Here is a 21,060-nt window from a genome sequence, read left to right on the forward strand (position 1 = left end):
AAAGATATTCGGCGCGCTGCCGAAACTGTCTACAGCGCAAAGGAATTTCGATGACCACCCCTTTTCCACCCCACTCCTCTCTACGGTATCTCTTGCTCGCGGCGGCTCTGCTCGTCAGCGCGCCGGTTGATGCCGCCGACTGGCAGAAGGTCCTCAGCGACAAGGGGCGGACCATCGAGATCGACCGCGCGAGCATCTTCGACTCCGACCGTGGCACCAAGGTGTCATGGGGGCGCGTGGTGCTCGGGAACGAGGAAGCCGCGCAAGCGGGTTATCGCACGGTGAAGGCGCTCAATCGCTACGACTGTCGCAACAACAGCTTCTTCACCATCAAGCGGGTGTATCTGGATGCCGCAGAGCGGGTGCTGCGGGAAGAGTCGGTCGCCGATCAGACGCCCGTCGTGGTGGCAAAAAACTCCGTGGATGAGCGGATGTGGCGGGAGGTGTGCAAACCGCCCGGACTCGCAGACCTGGCAAAGATTGCAGATGCTGCCAGCCAGTCGGCTGCCGCTGCCAGCGCTGAAACCCGGCCCGTCGCTGCCGTGCCACCGCTGGTCCAGCCGCCGGCCAAACCGCCCGCCGCCGCAACTGCGAAGGCCGAGCCGCAGCCGCCGGTGGCAAAGCCACCCGAGAAGCCACCTGCAAAGGCGGCAGCGCCTGCAGTTGCGGCCCCGCCGGTCAAGGACACACCCGCAGAGGCCTTAATCAAGGAGAGGGCGGCAGCGGAGGTCGCCCCTGAGCCGACGCCTGCGGCAATGCCGATCCCGTCCATTCGTCCGAATCTCGCCCCCCTGCTTGCAAAGGACGCGGTCAAGGATGCGCCGGCAAAGCCTGAGACCGTCGAGCCGAAGCCGGCGATGCGGATCTCTGCGCCCGCGCCAGCCAAGGTAGAACCGCCTCCGCCGCGCGACAAGGTCGCAGAAACCGTGAAGAAGGAAGCTGCACCACCCACCCGCCCGCCGAGGCCGGCCGCAAAGCCGAAGGCACCTGTGGTGAAGAAAGAACCGAAGGCAGCGCCGGAAAGTAAGATGCAAGTGAAGCCAAGCCCATCGCTCACCGTCGAGCAGGTGAAAGGCGAAGGCTGGAGCTACGGTGGCGACACCGGCCCGGAGCGCTGGGGCAGCCTGCGGCCGGACTGGAAGATCTGCAGCGAAGGCAAGCGCCAGTCACCGATCAACCTGCAGAACGGGGTTGCAGTGGATCTCGACCCGGTGAAGTTCGACTACCGTGCGACACGCTTTCGTACCACCGACACCGGAAACCTGCTGCGAGTGTCGGTCGGCGAAGGCATGAGCATCGAGGTGCGTGGCAGGCGTTACGAACTTGAACACCTGACCCTGCACCGTCCGTCCGAAGAGCGGGTGGGCGGTGGTGCCTCCGACATGGCGGTGCACTTCCATCACCGCAGCGCGGAAGGCCGGCAGGCCATCGTGGCCGTGTTGCTTGAGCGCGGCGAGCAGCCGAACGCGATGCTGCAGGCCGTACTCAACAATCTGCCGCTGGAGAAGGGCAACACCTACATGCCCGATGTAACCATAGACCTTGCGGCCTTTCTGCCAACGCAGCCAGCGCATTTCCTCTACATGGGATCGCAGACCACGCCGCCCTGCACCGAAGAGGTCCTGTGGGTGGTAATGAAGCAGACGGTTTCACTGTCGGACGATCAGCTCGCAATTTTCAACCGGCTCTACCCGCGCAACTCGCGACCGATTCAGCCTACCAACGGCAGGCTGGTGCTGGAGTCGCGCTAAGCGCTCACGCTGTATCGAGCGCGTCGCTCAGGAAGCGCTCAACCCGGGGCTGGGTTGCAAACGCCACATTGAAACGCATCCACGGGCTGGGCTGCATCTGGGGACGAAAGACCTTGCCGGGCGCGAGCATGATGTCCTGCTCCGCAGCCCGCGAGGCAATCTCCGCCACATCCTCGAACCCGGGTGGCCTGGCCCAGATGAACAGGCCGCCTTTGGGCTCCAGATACACTTCCAGCCCGACGCGTTCGAGCATGCGCAGACACGCATCGCTCGCCTGCGCGAGCCGCCCCTGCAACCGGTCCAGATACTTCCGGTAGTGTCCATCGGTCAGCATCTGGTACACCAGCTGCTCATTGAACTCGCTCGAACACAAAGCGGTAAGCGTCTTCACATCGTTCAGCTCGGCCGCGAGATCGGGGCGCGCGGCCAGATAGCCCACCCTCAGACTCCCCGACAGGGTCTTGGAGAAGCTACCGACAAAGATCACCCGGTTGAGCTGATCGAGGTTTGCAAGCCGGGTGGTCGAGTGGGGATGAAAGTCGGCGTAGGTATCGTCCTCGATCACCAGAAAGTCGTGTTTCTCGGCCAGTTGCAGGATGCGGAACGCGACCCCAGGCGACAGGTTCGCCCCGGTCGGGTTGTGCAGCACAGAGTGGGTGAAGAACACCTTGGGCTTGTGGTGGGCGAGCAGCGCCTCCAGTTGCGCCACATCCGGGCCATCGATGTTTCGCGGCACCCCCACCAGCGTCGCGCCCTGCAGACGCAGGTTGCCGAAGAAGTTGAAGTAGCCGGGATCGTCCACGAGCACGGTGTCCCCCGGTTTGACCAGGTGCCGGGCAAGGATGTCGAGCGCGCGGGTGGCGCCCTCGGTCAGCACGATCTGATGCGGCGCGGCCCCGATTCCGAACTCGGCGAGCTTGACCTGCAACTGCTGGCGCAGCGGCAGATAGCCCTGTGCCGTTCCATAACTCGTCAGGCGAACGTCGGGGCGCCGCGAGAGCGTCCGCAAATGTCGGCGCAAGCCGTCTCCGTCCAGCCAGTCCGACGGCAACCAGCCCGCGCTGGCCTTGATCAGACCAGGACGGTCATCCAGCCCCTGACGCATCATCCACGCCACATCGACGGCGCGATCGGTGCTTGCCTGCTGTCTTCCCTCTCCACGCTCGCGACGGGGCGCGACATAGAAGCCCGAACCGCGGCGCGAGCGCAGGTAGCCGAGCGCAACCAGCCGGTCGTAGGCCTCCACCACGGTAAACCGGCTGACCAGCTGACTCTCCGCGAGCTTGCGGATTGGCGGCAGTTTCATGCCGGGGCGCAGGATGCGGTCGTCGATCTGGGTGCGAACCGCATCGACGATCTGCTCCACCAGCGGCGTGGCTTGCGAACTATCGAGACTGACCATCAGCATTGCAGTACTCCAGGGTGCGAAGGGTGTCGAACAAGCCTGTACCGCTCGTTCGACCGGTACGATTCCAGCATTGATCGGGCAAGGTGTCCGTTTCAGACAACAAAGTGTCAGGTAGTGTCTGGTCCACGAAGCACGACTGTCAAGGAGCCAGACATGAACCAGAGATCTTTCACTTCCCTCGCACTGTTTGCAGCCTGCACCATGCTCGCCGGTTGCGGTCAGCCGCAGACAGACACGGCAGTGGATATTGCCTGGCCGGAACGGCAGTCGATCTATCGCCTGAACCCCGAGCGGACCCAGGTCGATGTTTACTCGTTCCGCAACGGCGTCGCGCCCTTGGGCAGCATCCGTTTGCCTTCAGGCCTGTGCCCGGTCGCGATGACCCTGGATGAGCAAGGCAACCGGCTGTGGCTGTGGAGCGATCGGGGGGGCGCAGCCTTCGACGCGCGCTCGCTCAGGCAAATCCAAAGCTGGAAGACCAGCGCTGACACCCCCTCACCCGTTCCACCCGGGGTCGCCTTGCGCAGCATGATCTTTCGCACCGGCACCGCATGCAGAACGCTGCCTGCGAGCCTTCAGGCCATGGCAGGAAAAGACCTCGAGAATTGACTTGCCGCCTGCCTTGAAACCGCGTTTAATGACTAACCAGTCAGTTATTAAACGCGGAGCAGCGCATGCCGTCGCAACCCATTCGAGTCCGGGAACGGAGCACCGCTTCAACACAAGGACACTTCCTTACCGGGAACACTGCGCCCCGTCTCGAGGTGCCAGCGAATGCCCGCTAAGGAGGTGGCGCCGCGCCGCCGGCGCAAGGAAGCCCGCCCGCAGGAGCTGACCGCAGCCGCACTGGCCCTGTTCGTCGAGAAGGGCTTCTCTGCCACCCGACTCGATGAGATCGCAGCGCGAGCGGGCGTATCGAAGGGCACGCTTTACCTGTATTTCGACAGCAAGGAAGCCTTGTTCAAGGCTGTCATCAGCGAGGGCGTCGTCCCGACGATCGAGGCCGGCGAAGCGATGCTCACGGAGTCTCCGGACGACCCCATCGCGCTGTTGCGCACCTTCCTGCTGTCATGGTGGGAGCTGATCGGCAGCACACCACTGGGCGGCATTCCCAAGCTCATGATGTCCGAAGCCGGCAACTTTCCCGAGCTCGCCCGCTATTATGACGAGGTCGTGATCCAGCGTGGTCTTGCACTGCTGCGTACCGCAGTTCAACGCGGAATCGCCCAGGGTCTTTTCCGCCCTGTCGATCCCGTACTGACCAGCACGCTGCTGGTTGCACCCCTGGTCCATCTCGCGAACTGGAAACATTCCTTTGCCAGCTGCTGCGGCGGCAAGGTCGACGCCCTCGCCTATGTGGACGCCCATATCGACCTCGTCCTCCACGGGCTCACCGTCCGCAACGACGAACAGGAAAAACACTCATGAAACTGCTACGCCTGATGTCGGCTCTCCCACTGCTTGTTGCGCTCGCTGCCTGCTCACCACCCGCAACGCAAGCCCCCGTCACCCCGGCCGTACTGGTACGCAGCTTCGACGGCGCCGCCAACGCAGCGTCGGTCCAGACCTATACGGGCGAAATCCGGGCGCGCTTTGAAAGCGAACTCGCGTTTCGGGTCGGCGGCAAGATGACCGAACGCAGTGTCGATGTCGGCGCCCTCGTCACCCGCGGGCAACTGCTTGCGAGACTCGACCCGCAGGACGCCCAACTCGCCGCCACGGCGGCCAGAAGCCAGATTACTGCGGCCGAAGCGGACGCCGCACTTGCGCGCGTCGAACTCAAGCGCACCGAGGCCTTGCTCGCAAAGGGCTTTGTCAGCGCGTCCGCGCTCGACTCTCAGCGCGCAACACTCGATGCCGCAGAGGCCAGACTGCAGCAGGCGCGCATGGAGGCGGCGACAGCCAGCAACCAGACCGCCTACACCGAACTCCATGCCGACAGTGCCGGCGTCATCACTCAGGTGTTCGCCGAAGCGGGCCAGGTGGTCTCGGCCGGCCAGGCGGTCTTTCGCATTGCCCGCCCCGGAGAGCGCGAGCTCCTGATCTACGTTCCCGAAAGCAGGATTGGTTCGATTGAAACGGGCGAAGCAGTCGAAGTACGCCCGTGGATTGCGCAGGATCAGCCATCTCCCGGAATCGTGCGTGAAGTGTCGCCCGTAGCGGACAGTGCCACACGGACCTATGGCGTACGCATCAGCCTGCCAGACGGCGACGCCCTGCCGCTCGGGGCAACGGCAACCGCGTCGTTTTCCCGCGCTCAGGCAAGCCGACTTGTCCTGCCGCTGAGTGCGGTGACCCGCAACGGCGAGCAGGCTTCGATCTGGCTGGTCGACCGCGAAAACCGGCTCAGCCCCATTGCAGTCGACGTCCTCGCCTTTCGCGAAGACGGTGCGGTTCTGCGCGACCGACTGCCTGAGGGCAGCCGGGTAGTCGTTGCCGGCGTACATAAACTCGTCGCCGGCGCAGCGGTACGCCCCGTCGAAGAGGGCAGCACACCCGCACTGGACGTAAAGCGATGAAGGCCGCGCGCTCGCGTTTCAACGTCTCCGAATGGGGACTGGCGCACCCTTCGCTGGTGCTCTACTTCCTCGTGGCACTGACCCTGATCGGGATGCTGTCCTATACCCGGCTGGGGCAATCGGAAGATCCGCCCTTCACCTTCAAGGTCATGGTGGTCAAGGCCGAATGGCCCGGCGCCAGTGCGCGCGAGATGGAAGCGCAGGTGACCGACAAGATCGAGAAGAAGCTCCAGGAAGTCGATCAGATCGATGTCGTGCGCAGCTATTCCAAGCCGGGTGAAACCCTGGTGTTCTTCCTCGCCAAGGACTCCACCCATTCGCGTGACATTCCGGACGTGTGGTACCAGGTTCGCAAGAAGATCGGCGACATGCAGAACACCTTGCCGACCGGTGTCAAAGGCCCCTATTTCAACGACGAGTTCGGCGACACCTACGGCAACGTCTTCGCCGTCGTCGGCGAAGGTGTGCCCCATGCAGAACTCAAGCGCCATGCGGAGGCGATCCGCAACGAGATCCTGCGCGTCAAGGACGTAGCCAAGGTCAGCTTTTTCGGCGAGCAGTCGCAGCGCATCTACATCGAACTGTCCAACACCAAGCTCGCGACTTTCGGCCTGAACATCACCGACATCGCCAGCGCCCTGTCCACCCAGAACGCGGTGACAGGTGCCGGCTACTTTGAAACCGCCGACGAACGCATCTGGTTGCGCCCCAGTGGCACCTTCGACGACCTCGACGCAATCCGCGACACTCTGCTTCGGGCCAAGGGTCGCGCCTTTCGTCTTGGTGACGTGGCAGAAGTGAAGCGCGGACTGATCGACCCACCCGGCGAACGCATGCGTTTCATGGGCGAGGACGCCTTCGGCATTGGCGTTTCCATGCGCGACGGCGGCGACATTGTCGCGCTCGGTCACCACCTTGACGATGCAGTGACCCGCATCGAGTCGCAATTGCCACTGGGCATCCGGCTCGAGCGCGTCGCCGACCAACCGCGCGCGGTACGCAACTCGGTCGGAGAGTTCGTCAAGGTCCTGGCCGAAGCGGTCGTGATCGTGATGGCGGTCAGCCTGCTGTCGCTCGGTTTCCGCACTGGCGTGGTGGTGCTGATCATCATCCCGGTGGTGCTGGCGATCACCTTTCTGTTCATGTCCATGTTCGATATCGGACTGCACAAGATTTCGCTCGGTGCGCTGATCATTGCGCTTGGCCTGCTGGTAGACGACGCCATCATTGCGGTCGAGATGATGGCAACCAAGATGGAACAGGGCTGGGAGCGTGCAAAAGCCGCCAGTTTTGCCTACACCTCGACCGCGATGCCGATGCTCTCGGGAACGCTGATCACGGCAGCAGGCTTCCTGCCGATTGCCACCGCGGCCTCGGCCACCGGCGAATATACGCGCTCAATCTTTCAGGTCACGGTGATCGCGCTGCTGGTGTCCTGGGTCGCAGCGGTCCTGTTCGTGCCATACCTCGGCTTTCACCTGCTGCCGGATTTCCGCAAGAAGAATGGCAAGCCTTCGCTGCTGGCACGGGTGATCGCACGGATCTCGCCAGAAATCGGGGCGCGCATGGCCGCGCGCGCGCGCCAACCCCATGAACAGCACGACGAATTTGCGATCTATCACACCCCGTTCTACAACCGCTTTCGCGCGCTGGTCAGCACCTGTGTGCGTCACCGCTGGATCGTGATCGCAGCCACCCTGCTTATTTTCGCGCTGTCGCTGGTGGTATTCGTACGCGCGGTTCCGCAGCAGTTCTTCCCGGACTCGACCCGCCCTGAACTGCTGGTTGACCTGCGCCTGACCGAAGGCGCCTCGCACCAGGCGACTGAAGCAGCAGTGAAACGCGTCGAGCATTTCCTTGAGCAACAGGACGGAATCGACAACTACGTCGCCTGGCTCGGCGGCGGCAGCCCACGCTTCTACCTTCCGCTCGATCAGCAACTGGCACAGACCAACTTTGCACAGTTCGTGGTGCTCACCAAGGGCAGCGCCGAGCGCGAAGCCCTGCGCACCCGGCTGATCGAGCTGTTCGAGTCCGAGCCATGGCCGCTGCGGGCCACCGTCAACCGCCTGGAGAACGGCCCGCCGGTGGGATTTCCGGTGCAGTACCGGGTCAGCGGGCAGGATGCCGACGAGATGCGACGCTTCGCCCATCAGGTCGCGGACGCGATGCGATCCAACCCCCACCTGTCCAACGTGCATCTTGACTGGGAGGAGCCGTCCAAGGCCATCCGGCTGAAGATCGACCAGGACAAGGCACGCCTGCTGGGTGTATCGAGCGCGGACATCTCCACCCTGCTCGCCACCTCATTGCAGGGCACGACCGTCACCCAGTTCCGCGAAGGCACGGAAACCATCTCGGTCGTGCTTCGCGGCTCGGCCTCGGAGCGGCTGCATCTTGGCCTGCTGCCAGACCTCGCACTGCCTGTCAGTGGCGGGCGCAGTGTGCCGCTGGCGCAGGTCGCCACCGCAGAGTACGGCTTCGAGGAGGGCGTGATCTGGCGCCGCAACCGGGTTCCGACGGTGACCGTCCGTGCCAGTCTGTACGGCACGGTCCAGCCCGCCGTCGTGGTCGGGCAGCTTGCGGGGCAAATTGCCAGCATCGAAAGGACACTGCCACTGGGCTACCGTCTGGAAGTCGGCGGCTCGGTCGAAGAGAGCGGCAAGGGGGGCAGCTCGGTTGCGGCCGGCGTACCGCTCTTCATTCTGGTCGTACTCACCGTGCTGATGCTGCAGCTTCAGAGCTTTTCGCGCACGCTGATCGTGGTACTGACGGCGCCGCTGGGCATGATCGGCGTCACTGCCTTCCTGCTCGCCTTCAACAAGCCCTTCGGCTTTGTCGCCATGCTGGGCACGATCGCGCTGTCGGGCATGATCATGCGCAACTCGGTGATCCTCGTCGACCAGATCGAACAGGACACGCACGCAGGTCATCCGCCATGGGAGGCCATCGTGGAGTCCACCGTGCGCCGCTTCCGCCCCATCATGCTCACGGCGGCCGCGGCCATTCTGGCCATGATCCCCTTGTCGCGCTCGGCCTTCTTCGGGCCGATGGCGGTGGCCATCATGGGCGGACTGACCGTCGCAACCCTGCTCACCATGCTGTTTCTGCCCGCGCTCTATGCCGCCTGGTACCGGGTAAGGCCCGCGGCGAAGGCCGAGGCCACGTGATATGCCGGCGCGACTTGCACCGCCCGCCCCCACATTGGCCAGCACGATGGCTCAGCCGGTCGGGGGCACAGCGTGCGGTGCACCAACTGCGTTAGAATATGAAGGTTTCTCATTCGGTCACGCTATACATTAGCGTGTGCTAATATTTAGCCAGGAGTACCTGATGAACTTCGAACAAGCGCGCTTCAACATGGTCGAGCAGCAGATCCGTCCCTGGGAGGTACTGGATCAGGGTGTGCTCGACCTCCTGATGACCGTGAAGCGCGAAGAATTCGTGCCTGCGGCCTCCCGCTCGCTGGCCTTTGCCGACGTTGAAATTCCGATCGGCGCGGGTCAGGTCATGCTCAAGCCGGTGATCGAAGGCAAGATTCTGCAATCGCTCCAGCTGCATCGCTCCGACTCCGTGCTCGAGATCGGTGCCGGCTCCGGCTACTTCGCCGCCCTGCTTGCAGCCAAGACCGAATGGGTGCGCACCGTCGACATCGAACCCGAACTGGTCAAGCTCGCGCACGCCAACCTCGCCCGGAATGGCGTCGAAAACGTCATCGTCGAAGAAGGCGATGCAGCCCAGGGCTGGGCCGAGCGTGCCCCCTACGACGTGATCGTGGTGTCGGGCGGCCTGCCCTTCCTGCCGCAGTCGCTGCTCGCGCAGCTCAAGGTCGGTGGCCGGCTGTTTGCCTTTGTTGGCGAGGCCCCGGTCATGAAGGCCCGCCTCGTCACCTGCGAAGCCGAAGGCCGCTTCCGGACCGAAGACGTTTTTGAAACCATGGTGCCGATGCTGCGTAACCCGCAGCGTCATGACACCTTCCGCTTCTGATCGACTGCCATGCGTCACATTTCCCCCCTTGAACTGGCCGAATGGCTCAATGATCCGCAGCAGCCATCACCACTGCTCCTCGATGTGCGCGAGCCGTGGGAGTTCGAGCTCTGTCATATCGAAGGCTCGCAGGCGATGCCGATGAACTCGGTGCCAGCCCGCAGCCAGGAGCTCGACCGCGAGCGCGAAATCGTCGTGATCTGCCATCACGGCGGGCGCAGCGCGCAGGTTGCGATGTTCCTTGAGCGCCAAGGCTTCGACAAGGTCATCAACCTTGCCGGCGGGGTGTCCGAGTGGGCTGGCCGGGTCGATCCGAAGATGCCGCAGTACTGAGAACCACGGAGAATCAAATGAAGCGCGCCCTGGCGATTTGCCTTTCGAGTCTGTTTGCGAGCGCAGCCTTTGCCGCCGACCTGACACAGGTCTACCGCGATGCGCTGGCAAACGACGCCAAGTTTTCCGCAGCCAGAGCCCAGTTCGAGGCTGGACAGGAAAAGGTGGTCCAGGGGCGTGCGGGTCTGCTTCCCGTCATCGCAGCGTCTGCAACATCAACCTGGAACGATGTCAGCTACCGGGCTTCAAGTACGAGCAGCGATTACACGTATAACAGTAATGGCTACGCCGTTCAGCTGACCCAGCCGCTGTTCCGCTGGCAGAACTGGGTGCAATACAAGCAGGGCGAACTGCAGACCGCGCTCGCGGACAGTCAGTACGGACAGGCGCGTCAGGATCTGATCCTGCGCACTGCCGAGGCCTATTTCAATGTGCTCAATGCAGAAGACACACTGGCGGCCGTGAGCCAGTTGCGCACTGCCGCCGCCGAACAGCTGGAGATTGCCAAGACCAGCTTCGAGGTCGGCACCGTCACCATCACCGACGTGCACGAAGCGCAGTCGCGCTTCGACCTCGCCTCGGCACAGGAAATCGCTGCGCGCAACGACCTCGACGTCCGTCGCGAATCGCTTGCGCAAATCATTGGCAAGGAGCCGGAGCCGCTCGCGGGCCTGCGCTCAGGCGTGGAGCTCCAGCGCCCCCAGCCCGACAACATCGGTGAGTGGGTCTCTGCCGCCGAGCAAGGCAGCTTTGGCGTTCAGGCGCAGCAACTGGCGCGCGAGATTGCCACCCGCGAAGTGTCGCGGGTCAGTGGCGGACACATGCCCACGCTCGACCTCGTCGCCACGCACAGCCTGAACAATCGCCCGTCGATATCCTACGACCGCAGCGACGCCACAACTGTCGGCCTGCAGCTCAACGTCCCCCTGTATCAGGGCGGCGGCGTGTCCTCACGCGAGCGTGAAGCTGCTGCACTCAAGCTCAAGGCAGACGCCGACCTCGAAGATGCACGCCGCAGCGCAGCGCTCGCCGCACGGCAGTCCTACCTCGGCGTAACCAGCGGCATGGCCCAGGTCCGTGCGCTCGAAGCGGCGAGACTGTCCTCGACCTCTGCGCTGGAAGCCAACAAGCTGGGATACGAAGTTGGCGTTCGGATCAACATCGACGTACTCAACGCCCAGAGCCAGCTCGCGGATACGCTGCAGAAACTGTCCCGTGCCCGCTACGACACCCTCCTGGCCCAGCTGCGCCTGAAAGCCGCTGCCGGCACACTTGGCGAAGAAGACGTCCTCGCCATCAACGCGCTGCTCGCCGAGCGCTGACACTCCGATCACATCGCGTCGATATTCCGTCGGCGTGATGTATCTGCTTCGCTACAAATCCGCTAAGCACACCCTGCCCGACTCCGGGAAAATGCTGACTTGCCGCCGTCACTGACGCGGTCCTTTGGTCGCCCGGAGTCACAAGCAATGCAAGCCCGAATACTGATCGTCGACGACGATCCCCAGATCCGTAAACTGCTGTCCGAGTTCCTGGACGGCTACGGCTTCAGCTGCAAGCTGGCCGCAGACGGTGACGAGATGCGCCGCGTCCTGGCGCACAGCGAAATCGACGTCATCATCCTCGACCTGATGCTGCCTGGCGAGAACGGACTCAGCCTGTGCCGGCAGTTGCGGGCCGACAGCCAGATCCCGATCATCATGGTCACCGCGCGCGGCGAGCTGTCCGACCGCATCGTCGGCCTCGAACTCGGCGCCGACGACTATGTCGTGAAGCCTTTTGAGCCACGCGAACTGGTGGCCCGCATCAACACCATCTTGCGTCGCACGCGCACTGCGACACCAGCCAGCAATGTCTCGCCGCAGAAGAAGGCCGAGGTGCGCTTTGACGGCTGGCACCTCAACCCGCTCACGCGCCTGCTCACCTCTCCTGCCCAGCTCGCGATTCCGCTGTCGAATGCGGAGTTCAGACTGCTGTGGGCATTCATCGAGCGGCCGCGCTGCGTGCTCAATCGTGACCAGTTGCTCGACGCCGCCCGGGGCCGTGCGGCTGAAGCCTTTGACCGCAGCATCGACCTGCTCGTGTCGCGCCTGCGGCAGAAACTGCAGGAAGATCCGCGGCTGCCACGTCTGCTGAAGACCGTTCGCGGCGAGGGCTACCTGTTCGACGCCGAGGTTTCCCAGTGAAACGCTTCATGCCGGATACGGTGTTCGGGCGACTGTTCGGGCTGGTGGTGCTGGCGGTCCTTGCAAGCCACATCCTGGTCTTCGCAGTATTCATCAACCTCGCACCTGGCGGCCCGTCTGCGGAGCGCCCCGCGCCCCAGTCCAGCAGCGCACTGCGTCCGGACCGAGCGCAGCCACCTGACGGGCTTCGTCGTCCGCCGCCACCGTCACCCCTGAACGGCATGCTGATTGGCCTGCTCATCCAGTTCATCGCGGTCACCGTGGCGGCGTGGTACGGAGCACGCATGCTCGCCCGACCGATCCAGCAGCTTGCATCTGCAGCGGAGAAACTGGGCGACAACCTGAGCAGCCCGCCAATCAAGGAACAGGGCCCACGGGAAGCTCGCCGCGCAAGTCGCGTGTTCAACCGCATGCAGGACAATATCCGGGCGCAGATTGAAGCGCGCGAACGCTTTCTCGCAGCCGTGTCACATGATCTGCGCACTCCGCTCACACGCATGAAACTGAGCATCGAGTCCCTTGCCGACACTGACGTTGGCGAAAGGCTGCGCAACGATATTGGCGAGATGACCTCGATGCTCGACGCCACCCTCAGCTACCTGCGCGGCGAAGCGCTGGACGAGGCCTGGCAACGCATCGATATCCAGTCACTGGTCGACTCCGTCGCCGAGGACGCGCAGGAGAATGGCCATCAGGTCGGCGTCATCGGACAGGCAGAACCGATTGAAGGCCTGCCGCATGCGCTGCGCCGTTGCCTCGACAACCTCGTCGACAACGCCGTCCGCTACGGTGAAGCGGCGACACTGAGCCTCACCGACGGGCCATCAAGCCTCGTCATCGAAGTCAGGGACAAGGGGCCGGGCATTCCGGAGAACCGCATCGCCCAGGTCATGGAACCCTTCGTCCGCATCGAGGACTCGCGCAACCGGAACTCGGGCGGGGTCGGGCTGGGGCTTTCGATTGCACGTGATACGGCGCATCGCAACCGCGGCGAACTGAGCCTGCGCAATGCCCCCGGCGGCGGACTCATTGCTCGCGTCACCCTGCCACGGGACTGACCCCCCGACCCCCTGCGCTGCGCCTCGTATCAGAACGGATACGAGGCGGACAAACTACAGCTACATCCTGCGCATAGATTATGAAAGCGTGCGGCTCCATCGGTAGCCGCAACTCGACCAGACAAGGAGTCACACCATGACCAGCGCAATCAGCAGCAGCGGCATGTCTTATACCAACTGGGCCAGCACCCAGAGCAGTCAGTCGATGCCCCGTCGCCCCGACGCGTCCCGGATGTCGGAAGACCTGTTCTCGAAGCTCGACACGAAAAGCCAGGGCTATCTTGAGCAAAGTGATTTTGAGACCGCGCTGAGCGGCCTGTCGGACACCAGCGCCAGCGCAGAAGAGCTGTTCACTGCGCTCGACAGCAACGAAGACGGAAAGGTCACGCAAGACGAACTGTCTTCGCGCCTGCAGCAACTCGGCGATCAGCTCGACAGCCAGTTCCAGCAGATGCGCATGGCGGAAAGCGGCATGGGCGCAATGGGTGGCATGCCGCCGCCCCCGCCGCCGCAAGGAAGCGACGACAGTGGCCTCAGCCAGGACGAACTCACAACCATGGCCAGCGAAGCAAGCGACAGCAACCTCGCTTCGATGTTCTCCGCACTCGCAACGAACTTTGATACCGCAGATGCCGACGGTGACGGGCTCGTGAACGCAAGCGAAGCGCAAGCCTACGGTCAGGCTCAGCCGCCCAGCGCCACATCGGAGTCAGCCGCAGGTGGCGGGCAATCGGTGTCGAGCGAAGCGCGCCTGCTCAAGCAGATCATGGAGCTGGCCGCATCCTACGGGAGCAACGCCTCGACATCGATCAGCGGCTCACTGCTCAGCGCCAGCGCCTGACAGTAACGCTCTGACGCCAGCCCTGCGCGCTTTTCAGACCTCGTCGATGACCTGAAAGCTCAGGGTTGGTGCAGTAAAGTCGTCGGGCGCAGCCCCAAGCCCGATCTCTCCCCGCCCATGCAGCATGCAGCTGTCGCGCTTGAGCATCACCGGCGAAACCGCACCGGCAAAGCTCACCCATGTGCCGTTACTGCTGAAGTCGGTCAGCACGCACTGACCGTTGACCCATTCGATCCGGGCGTGGCGACGTGACACCCTCGGGTCGTTGATGTTCATGCCCACTTCGTCACCACGTCCGATCACCAGCGGACCGTCCGAGGGCAACAGCTTCAGGTGCTGATCCAGCAGATCAAGATCGAGCCGCTGCAGCACTTGCGCACGCGAGCCACCGGCAATGGTGTCGATTGATACCGTAATCGTGGACTCGGCCGTGCGGGCCCAGTCGATACGCCACACCCTGATCGGCTCCGACTTTCCCTTGACCGTGATCCGGTCGAGACTGCTGCATGACTGGCGCAGATGCTCGGGCAAACGACGGAACACCGGCTCGCCGATCAGGATTTCGTTGGCTTCGGCCCGGTCGCTCAACCGTGACGCGACATTGACCGCGTCGCCATAGCAATCGCCATCCTGCTCAATGATCGGACCGTGCTCGATCCCGATCTTGAAACCAAGCGGCGCATGACGGAACCGGTCGGCATTGATGTCGTGCAGGATGTCCTTGGTGCGGATACAGGCTTCGACCGCTGCCACCGTGTCATCGAAGGTCACCAGCACGCCGTCGCCAAGGTACTTCACCATGTGTCCGCCCGCGCGTGCGAAGTGCGCGCCGAGCGTTTGCGTGCAGCGCGTCACGACATGCGTCGCGACGACGTTGCCAGCCGACTCGAACAGACCGGTGCTACCCGTCAGGTCGGCAAACACGACAGTTTTTCCCGCTTGCTCCACACGCCCCCTCACTTGCCAAAAATGATTGTGCAAGCCCGTCGCGTGACAAATTCACTTGACGGGCCAGTGATCCTAGCATTACCTGCCGTAATCGTCATCGATAATGGAAGCATCCGGCAGATCTGAAACGCCAGGCGCCACTCAGGGTCAGCGTCAGGGGCCAGGATGGCGGAAACATTCGGTAGTGTGGTCGTTCACCATGCCAACGGCCTGCATGAACGCGTAACATATCGTCGGCCCGACAAACTTGAACCCCCTCTTGCGCAAGGCCTTGCTCATCGCTTCACTGACCGGGGTGCTCGCCGGCACCTCCGCCAGCGACGCAAAGGCATTGACCTGAGGCGTCCCGCCGACAAACTGCCACAGCCACACGGCGGGATCGAGCCCCTCGTCCTGCATGGCCAGCCAGGCGCGTGCATTGATCGCAGCCGCCTCGATCTTGGCACGATTGCGGATGATGCCAGCGTCGGACATCAGCGCAGCCTTCTTGCCATCATCCCAGCACGCAATCCGCACCGGATCGAAACCGTCAAACACGTCCCGGTAATGCGCCCGCTTTCTCAGGACCGTAATCCAGGACAACCCGGCCTGCGCGCCCTCCAGCAACAGGAACTCGAACAGCCCCGCTGCATCGTGACGCGCCACACCCCACTCGTTATCGTGATAATCGATGTACAGCGGATCGTCGGACACCCAGGCGCAGCGGCAGTTCATTTCAGACTCCGCAATGCCTGCGCCAGCATGGGTGCCACACCGACCGCATTGCTGGGATGCGCGATACAGTCGGTGCTCCACACCGCCCCCACCCCGGCGGCCTGCACTGTCTGCAGTGCATTGTCGGCAAACAGGGCATGGGTCACGGCGACGTCGACCGATGCCGCGCCGGCCGCCAGCAGCTGCTTGGCTGCAACGGCCAGGGTATGTCCGCTGCTGGCCACATCGTCGATCAGGACCACCTGCCGCCCGGCAAATGCCATTTCCGGCAGGGTGACATGCACCTCGCGATCACCATGGCGCTGCTTGCTGCACACGCCATGGTCGAAAGCATGCGCCTGCGCCGCGGCAGCCACCCACTGAGCGGCCTCTGCATCGGGCCCAAGCAACAGCGCTGCGGGGCGCCTGGCCGCGATCAACTCCGCCAGCAAGGGGGCGGCAGACAAGGCCAGCGCCTGTGCAACGGGCACCGCCTCGGACAAGCGACTGATACGGTGCAGATGCGGGTCGACAGTGAGCACGGCATCGAACAGCGAAGCCAGAAACTCGCCGACCACGCGCTGGCTGACCACTTCACCGGGCGCAAACGCGATGTCCTGGCGCATGTAGCCGAGATAGGGCGCGATGAGCACCAGTTGGCCGGCACCCAGGGTGCGCGCCGTGCGCGCGCTCAGCAGCAGTTCGACCAGTTTCTCGTTCGGATGGTCGAGACCGCGCAGTATCGCCACGCGCGCCGGCAGCGCCGGCGGCAGGCGCAGCTTCAGTTCGCCATCGGGGAAGCGGTGGCGCACCACCCGTTCGCAGGGCACGCCGGCGGCCTCCGCGATCCGTGCGGCCAGAGGCGCCTCGTCTTCGAAGCACAGCAACAGATCAATCATGCTCAGAACTCCACGAAGCGATGCGGAACGTCGTCCGCCAAACCCAGCGTATAGCCCGAACTGCGCGCGCAAGCCTGGCGCGCAAACTCAAGATCGGACGGAAAGTCCGCATACACCCGGAACAATGCCTGCCCCTTGGTGACGCGCTCGCCGAGCTTGTGAAACAGATCCACGCCCGCGCCCTGCACCTTCGGCGCACCGGCTACCCGCGCAATGCGCGCGATCTGCAGATTGTCGATACCGGTAATCACGCCATCCGTCTCGGCCAGCACGTCGAAGCTCAGGTTCCCACAGTCGGGATGCTCCTGGCGGAAGGGCTTGGCGCCCTGGGCATCGATGATGGCCTGCATCTTCGCCAGCGCGCGGCCCGAATCCAGGATGTCGCGCGCGATCGCGAAGCCTTCACCGCCGCGCACATCGGGATCGAACTCCAGCATCCGGCCGGCAAGGCGCAAGGCTTTCTGTCGCAGATCGTTGGGGGCAGTGGGATCGTTCTCCAGCACCTGCATCACGTCGCGCGCCTCCAGCGCAGGCCCGATGCCGTTGCCGATCGGCTGGCGGCCATCGGTGATCACCACGTCGAGCGTGAGATTGATGCGCCCGGCGACGAACTCGAACAGCTTGCGCAGGCGTTGGGCCTCGGGCATGGACCTGACTTTTGCAGTCGGGCCGACCGGGATGTCGAGTATCAGGTGGGAAGAGCCGGCGGCGATCTTCTTCGACAGGATGGAGGCCACCATCTGGCCCGGCGAGTCGATCGACAGCGGACGCTCGACCGAAATCAGCACATCGTCGGCCGGCGACAGGTGTGCGGTGCCCCCCCAGGCCACGCAACCGCGGTGCTCGCGCACGATCTCGGCCAGCGCCTCCATTGGCAGTTCGACATTGGCGAGCACCTCCATGGTGTCGGCGGTGCCGGCGGGCGAGGTGATCGCCCGCGACGAGGTCTTCGGACAGAGCATGCCGTGCGCGGCCACGATCGGCACCACCAGCATCGAGGTGCGGTTGCCCGGAATGCCCCCGATGCAGTGCTTGTCCACCACCGGACGCTCACGCCAGTCGAGCCGCCGCCCCGAAGCCACCATGGCATCGGTGAGGTAATAGACCTCCTCACGATCGAGTTCGCCCTGATTGCAGGCCACCACGAATGCCGTGAGCTCGATCTTCGAATAACGGTGCTCGGCGATGTCGCGCACGATGGCGCGAAAATCATTCTGATCGAGGCGCTCGCCCGCGATCTTGCGATGCAGCGCCGGGATCGACGAGGCCGGTTCGGCCTGCGAGATCGACGCCGGATGCCCGTCCGCCACGCCGAGCAGATCGAAGGCATCCTCGGACACCCCCAGTTCGGCGCAACCGACGATGTGCTCGTCGTCGACCACGTTCAGGGTTGCCAGAATACGCTTGCCGTTGGCTCTCACCTCGACCTTGGACAAGGCCTGAAAGCCTTCGGCCCGATACACCGCACAGTCGCGGTGGAGATAGGCCACGTTCTCCCGATAGGTGTCGATCGCCACCCGGCGCAGAACGAGCTTCAAAGCGGCGCCACCGGCCGCAGCATCGGCACATGGTGTTACGGCAGGCGCGGATTTCGGGCTGGCTGCCCGCCTGGACTTTTTGAGTTCGGTCATGATCGTCAAGCCTACACCTGCGCGCATCCGGGGTACACGCTCCGCCCGCCCCTGTTGCCGCCACACCGCCGCAATCCATCGCACGGGGAAATAATCTCGCCCTTCCCCGCCTCATCGAGTAGCATCGCAGCCCTCTTTCGTTGGTCTGTACCTACATCATGAGCCTTGCGCCTGCCCGTGCCTGCGGCGTCGACTTCGGCACCTCAAACTCCACCATCGGCTGGCTGCGCCCGGGCGCACCGACCTTGCTCACCCTCGAAGACGACAAGCCAACCCTGCCATCTGCGGTGTTCTTCAACGCCGACGAGGACACCACCTGCTTCGGGCGCGCCGCGCTTGGCGAGTACCTGGAAGGTTACGAGGGGCGCCTGATGCGGGCGCTCAAGAGCCTGCTCGGCAGCAGCCTGATCGACGGCCACACCGAAGTGCTGGGTCGCGCGCTGCCCTTTCGCCAGCTGCTCGCAAGCTTCATCGGCGAGCTCAAGCAACGTGCAGAGGCACAGGCGGGCCGCCCCTTCGAGCAGGCAGTGTTCGGCCGTCCGGTACATTTCGTGGATGACAATGCGGAGGCAGACCGCAAGGCGCAGGACACCCTCGAAGAGGTTGCCCGCCAGGTCGGCTTCCGGGACGTCAGCTTCGAGTTCGAACCGATCGGTGCGGCGCTGCACTACGAGGCCTCACTCGATCGTGAGGAATTGGTGCTCGTCGCCGACATCGGCGGCGGCACTGCGGACTTTTCCCTGATTCGGCTCTCGCCCGAGCGCGCGCGTGCGGAGGACCGCCGCGAAGACCTGCTCGGCAATGCCGGCGTGCATATCGGCGGCACCGATTTCGACCGTGCGCTCAGTCTCGAATGCGTGATGCCCCTGCTCGGCTACCGCGGAAAGATGAAGAACGGTGCAGAGATTCCGTCGAGCATCTTCTTTCAGCTCGCGACCTGGCACACGATCAACTTTGCCTACGCCCGCCAGGTCACCTCCGACCTTCAGCATATCTACCGTGACGCCACCGCCCGTACCGAACTGGACCGGCTCTCGCGGCTGATCGCACGCCGGGAAGGGCACTGGCTGGCGCTGCAGGTGGAACAGGCCAAGATCGACCTGTCGGCGGCGCCCGAGGCGATGCTGGAACTCGACCGGCTGGAGCCCGGCCTCACCCACAGCATCACCCGCGACGCCTTCACGCTTGCCACGCGAACGCTGGTGGGGCGCGTGGCGGAGACGGTCAGCACCCTGCTCAATCAGGCGGGCGTGGCGCGGGATCAGGTGGATACGGTGTATTTCACTGGCGGCGCCAGCGGGGTTCCGCAACTGCGCAAACAGATCGCGGCAGAGTTGCCGCAGGCACGCAGCGTCGAGGGCGATCTGTACGGCAGCATCGGCGCCGGCCTCGCCGTGCAGGCCATGCGCCGTTACGGCTGAACGGGGCATCCCGCAGCAACGACGGCTGCGACCCGCAGGGCGGCCGAATCAGCCAAAGCAGTCGCACAAACAAGAACGCCGGCGTTCCCGGTGAAGGGACGCCGGCGCGATCAGAACGGCTTCAGGCGGTGACTTCCGGCGGCAGCGCGATCGTGTTGCCGGTGCTGTAGCGGTAGTCGTTGAACACATGCTCGGCCGAGAGGATCTGGTAGTTGCCATCCTCATTCTTGCGCGTGGTGTCCTTGAGCCGGTAGGTGTAGTGGCCGCAGGTCCAGCAGTCGAAGTTGCGCATGTGGGTGCACAGGCAGGTCTTGTCCATCACCTTGACCTTGGCGGCCTCGGGATGCGCGGCGACTTCGCGGTTGTAGGCGTCGATGTACTGGCAGTTGCCCTTGGCGTCGAGCAGATAGCCGAAGGCCTCGCAGTTGGGGCGAATGCCGCTGCCGATCGCAGGGCTGTTCTTGAGCATGCGCATCGGATAGCCGGTCGGCGAAATGCCGTTGACCTCGATGTCATCCTCGCTGGCCTTGAAGTACTCCTGCTGCACGTCTTCGGGCAGCCCGCACTCGTCGGTGACGGTGAAGCGTGTGGCGACCTGAACCGCCGCGGCGCCCATTTCGAGGAAATTCACCGCGTCGCTGCCGGTAAAGATGCCGCCGGCCGGAATCAGCGGAATATCGAGCTGCTCAGCCTGCAGCCAGTCGCGGATCTCGACCATGATCGAGGCCAGGTCGAATGCGGCCCAGTCCATGCCGAACCCGAGGTGACCGCCCGCGAGCGGGCCTTCAACCACGACGTAGTCGGGCATGCGGCCGGTGCGTGCGTTCTTCTTGAGGAAGAGTTGCAGTGCGCGCAGCGAGGACACGATGATGCCCAGCTTGACGTCCTTGAAGCGCGGATGATCCTGGATCAGCGCAAACGAGCCCAGATGCAGACCCGCTGCCAGCGTGATGCCGTCGATGCCATGGTCCATGGCGGCCTGCAGCCGCACCCGCAAGGTTTCCTTGGGGCCGTTCATGGTCAGCTTTTCCATGCAGTTGATGAAGACCAGACCCGGGCCGCGCTTGGCCTCCATGGTCTTGCCCACATGCATGGCCGTCGCTTCGGCGAGCAGTCCGAGGTCGAACTGCACCACCGACTTGTCGGAATTTGCGACGTTGAACTTGTACTGCTTGAGCTTGTTCTTGACGAACTTGGTGTTGAAGCGCCGGTCGGAAACGGTCGGCACCATCGCGTCGGAAATGTGCCCGATACCACCGAGGCGCGCAGCCTCCAGTGAAAGCTCGGCCGTCGAGATATCGACACCCATGCCTCCCACCATGATCGGTACCAGTTCATGCGAGCCGAGCCGCAGGCGAAAATCATCAACACGCTTCATTGCTTCA

Annotated in this window: 18 protein-coding genes; 12 read left to right on the top strand and 6 right to left on the bottom strand. The window is 63.9% G+C overall.

The features are described 5' to 3' along the window. The first annotated feature begins 50 nt into the window (after positions 1-50). A complete protein-coding gene (locus AC22G6_RS16515; protein WP_487367664.1) occupies positions 51-1,751 on the top strand; it encodes a carbonic anhydrase in 1,701 nt (566 codons plus the stop codon). A 4-nt stretch (positions 1,752-1,755) separates the two neighbouring features. Here AC22G6_RS16515 and AC22G6_RS16520 read toward each other — a convergent pair whose 3' ends face one another. After that, positions 1,756-3,159 (bottom strand): aminotransferase-like domain-containing protein, encoded by a 1,404-nt coding sequence (locus AC22G6_RS16520; protein WP_487367665.1) that lies wholly within the window; start codon positions 3,157-3,159, stop codon positions 1,756-1,758. Positions 3,160-3,312: 153 nt separating this feature from the next. Here AC22G6_RS16520 and AC22G6_RS16525 point away from each other — a divergent pair, with 153 nt between their 5' ends. From AC22G6_RS16525 to AC22G6_RS16570, 10 genes are all read left to right on the top strand, one after another. After that, positions 3,313-3,768 (top strand): hypothetical protein, encoded by a 456-nt coding sequence (locus AC22G6_RS16525; protein WP_487367666.1) that lies wholly within the window; start codon positions 3,313-3,315, stop codon positions 3,766-3,768. 165 nt (positions 3,769-3,933) lie between these two features. Continuing rightward, positions 3,934-4,587, top strand: a complete 654-nt coding sequence (locus tag AC22G6_RS16530) for a TetR/AcrR family transcriptional regulator (RefSeq protein ID WP_487367667.1) — start codon at positions 3,934-3,936, stop codon at positions 4,585-4,587. Next, positions 4,584-5,678, top strand: a complete 1,095-nt coding sequence (locus AC22G6_RS16535; RefSeq protein ID WP_487367668.1) for an efflux RND transporter periplasmic adaptor subunit — start codon at positions 4,584-4,586, stop codon at positions 5,676-5,678. The genes AC22G6_RS16530 and AC22G6_RS16535 overlap by 4 nt, the downstream gene beginning before the upstream one ends. Continuing rightward, on the top strand, positions 5,675-8,848 hold the full coding sequence (locus AC22G6_RS16540) for an efflux RND transporter permease subunit (RefSeq protein WP_487367669.1): 3,174 nt from the start codon (positions 5,675-5,677) through the stop codon (positions 8,846-8,848). The genes AC22G6_RS16535 and AC22G6_RS16540 overlap by 4 nt, the downstream gene beginning before the upstream one ends. Positions 8,849-9,011: 163 nt before the next feature. Beyond that, positions 9,012-9,665, top strand: coding sequence for a protein-L-isoaspartate O-methyltransferase family protein (locus tag AC22G6_RS16545; RefSeq protein ID WP_487367670.1), 654 nt, complete (start codon positions 9,012-9,014; stop codon positions 9,663-9,665). A 9-nt stretch (positions 9,666-9,674) separates the two neighbouring features. After that, positions 9,675-9,998 (top strand): rhodanese-like domain-containing protein, encoded by a 324-nt coding sequence (locus AC22G6_RS16550; protein ID WP_487367671.1) that lies wholly within the window; start codon positions 9,675-9,677, stop codon positions 9,996-9,998. Between the two features lie 17 nt (positions 9,999-10,015). Further along, on the top strand, positions 10,016-11,320 hold the full coding sequence (locus AC22G6_RS16555) for a TolC family outer membrane protein (protein ID WP_487367672.1): 1,305 nt from the start codon (positions 10,016-10,018) through the stop codon (positions 11,318-11,320). Between the two features lie 147 nt (positions 11,321-11,467). Next, complete coding sequence (locus tag AC22G6_RS16560; RefSeq protein WP_487367673.1) at positions 11,468-12,184, top strand: response regulator; 717 nt, start codon at positions 11,468-11,470, stop codon at positions 12,182-12,184. After that, positions 12,181-13,242, top strand: a complete 1,062-nt coding sequence (locus AC22G6_RS16565) for an ATP-binding protein (protein ID WP_487367674.1) — start codon at positions 12,181-12,183, stop codon at positions 13,240-13,242. The genes AC22G6_RS16560 and AC22G6_RS16565 overlap by 4 nt, the downstream gene beginning before the upstream one ends. A gap of 136 nt (positions 13,243-13,378) precedes the next feature. Beyond that, positions 13,379-14,083: an EF-hand domain-containing protein gene (locus AC22G6_RS16570; RefSeq protein WP_487367675.1), complete on the top strand. Its 705-nt coding sequence runs from the start codon at positions 13,379-13,381 to the stop codon at positions 14,081-14,083. A gap of 33 nt (positions 14,084-14,116) precedes the next feature. Here the strand turns inward: AC22G6_RS16570 and AC22G6_RS16575 are convergent, their stop codons facing one another. The 4 genes from AC22G6_RS16575 to AC22G6_RS16590 all read right to left on the bottom strand — a co-directional run bounded on the left by AC22G6_RS16575 (position 14,117) and on the right by AC22G6_RS16590 (position 18,254). After that, positions 14,117-15,007, bottom strand: a complete 891-nt coding sequence (locus AC22G6_RS16575) for an FHA domain-containing protein (protein WP_487367676.1) — start codon at positions 15,005-15,007, stop codon at positions 14,117-14,119. Positions 15,008-15,184: 177 nt separating this feature from the next. After that, positions 15,185-15,745 (bottom strand): DNA-3-methyladenine glycosylase I, encoded by a 561-nt coding sequence (locus tag AC22G6_RS16580; RefSeq protein WP_487367677.1) that lies wholly within the window; start codon positions 15,743-15,745, stop codon positions 15,185-15,187. Continuing rightward, positions 15,742-16,623 carry a ribose-phosphate diphosphokinase gene (locus AC22G6_RS16585; protein ID WP_487367678.1) on the bottom strand — a complete coding sequence of 294 codons (882 nt, stop codon included), beginning with the start codon at positions 16,621-16,623 and terminating at the stop codon, positions 15,742-15,744. Before AC22G6_RS16585 ends, AC22G6_RS16580 begins: the two co-directional genes overlap by 4 nt. Positions 16,624-16,625: 2 nt before the next feature. Next, positions 16,626-18,254: a thymidine phosphorylase family protein gene (locus tag AC22G6_RS16590; RefSeq protein WP_487367679.1), complete on the bottom strand. Its 1,629-nt coding sequence runs from the start codon at positions 18,252-18,254 to the stop codon at positions 16,626-16,628. A 158-nt stretch (positions 18,255-18,412) separates the two neighbouring features. Between AC22G6_RS16590 and AC22G6_RS16595 the strand changes: the two genes are divergently transcribed. Then, on the top strand, positions 18,413-19,675 hold the full coding sequence (locus tag AC22G6_RS16595; protein ID WP_108949593.1) for an Hsp70 family protein: 1,263 nt from the start codon (positions 18,413-18,415) through the stop codon (positions 19,673-19,675). A gap of 121 nt (positions 19,676-19,796) precedes the next feature. On the opposite strand, the gene AC22G6_RS16600 is transcribed toward AC22G6_RS16595, so the two are convergent. After that, a complete protein-coding gene (locus tag AC22G6_RS16600) occupies positions 19,797-21,053 on the bottom strand; it encodes a nitronate monooxygenase (RefSeq protein WP_487367680.1) in 1,257 nt (418 codons plus the stop codon). Between the last annotated feature and the right edge of the window lie 7 nt (positions 21,054-21,060).

The organism is Parazoarcus sp. PS-13 R2A (assembly GCF_057621855.1).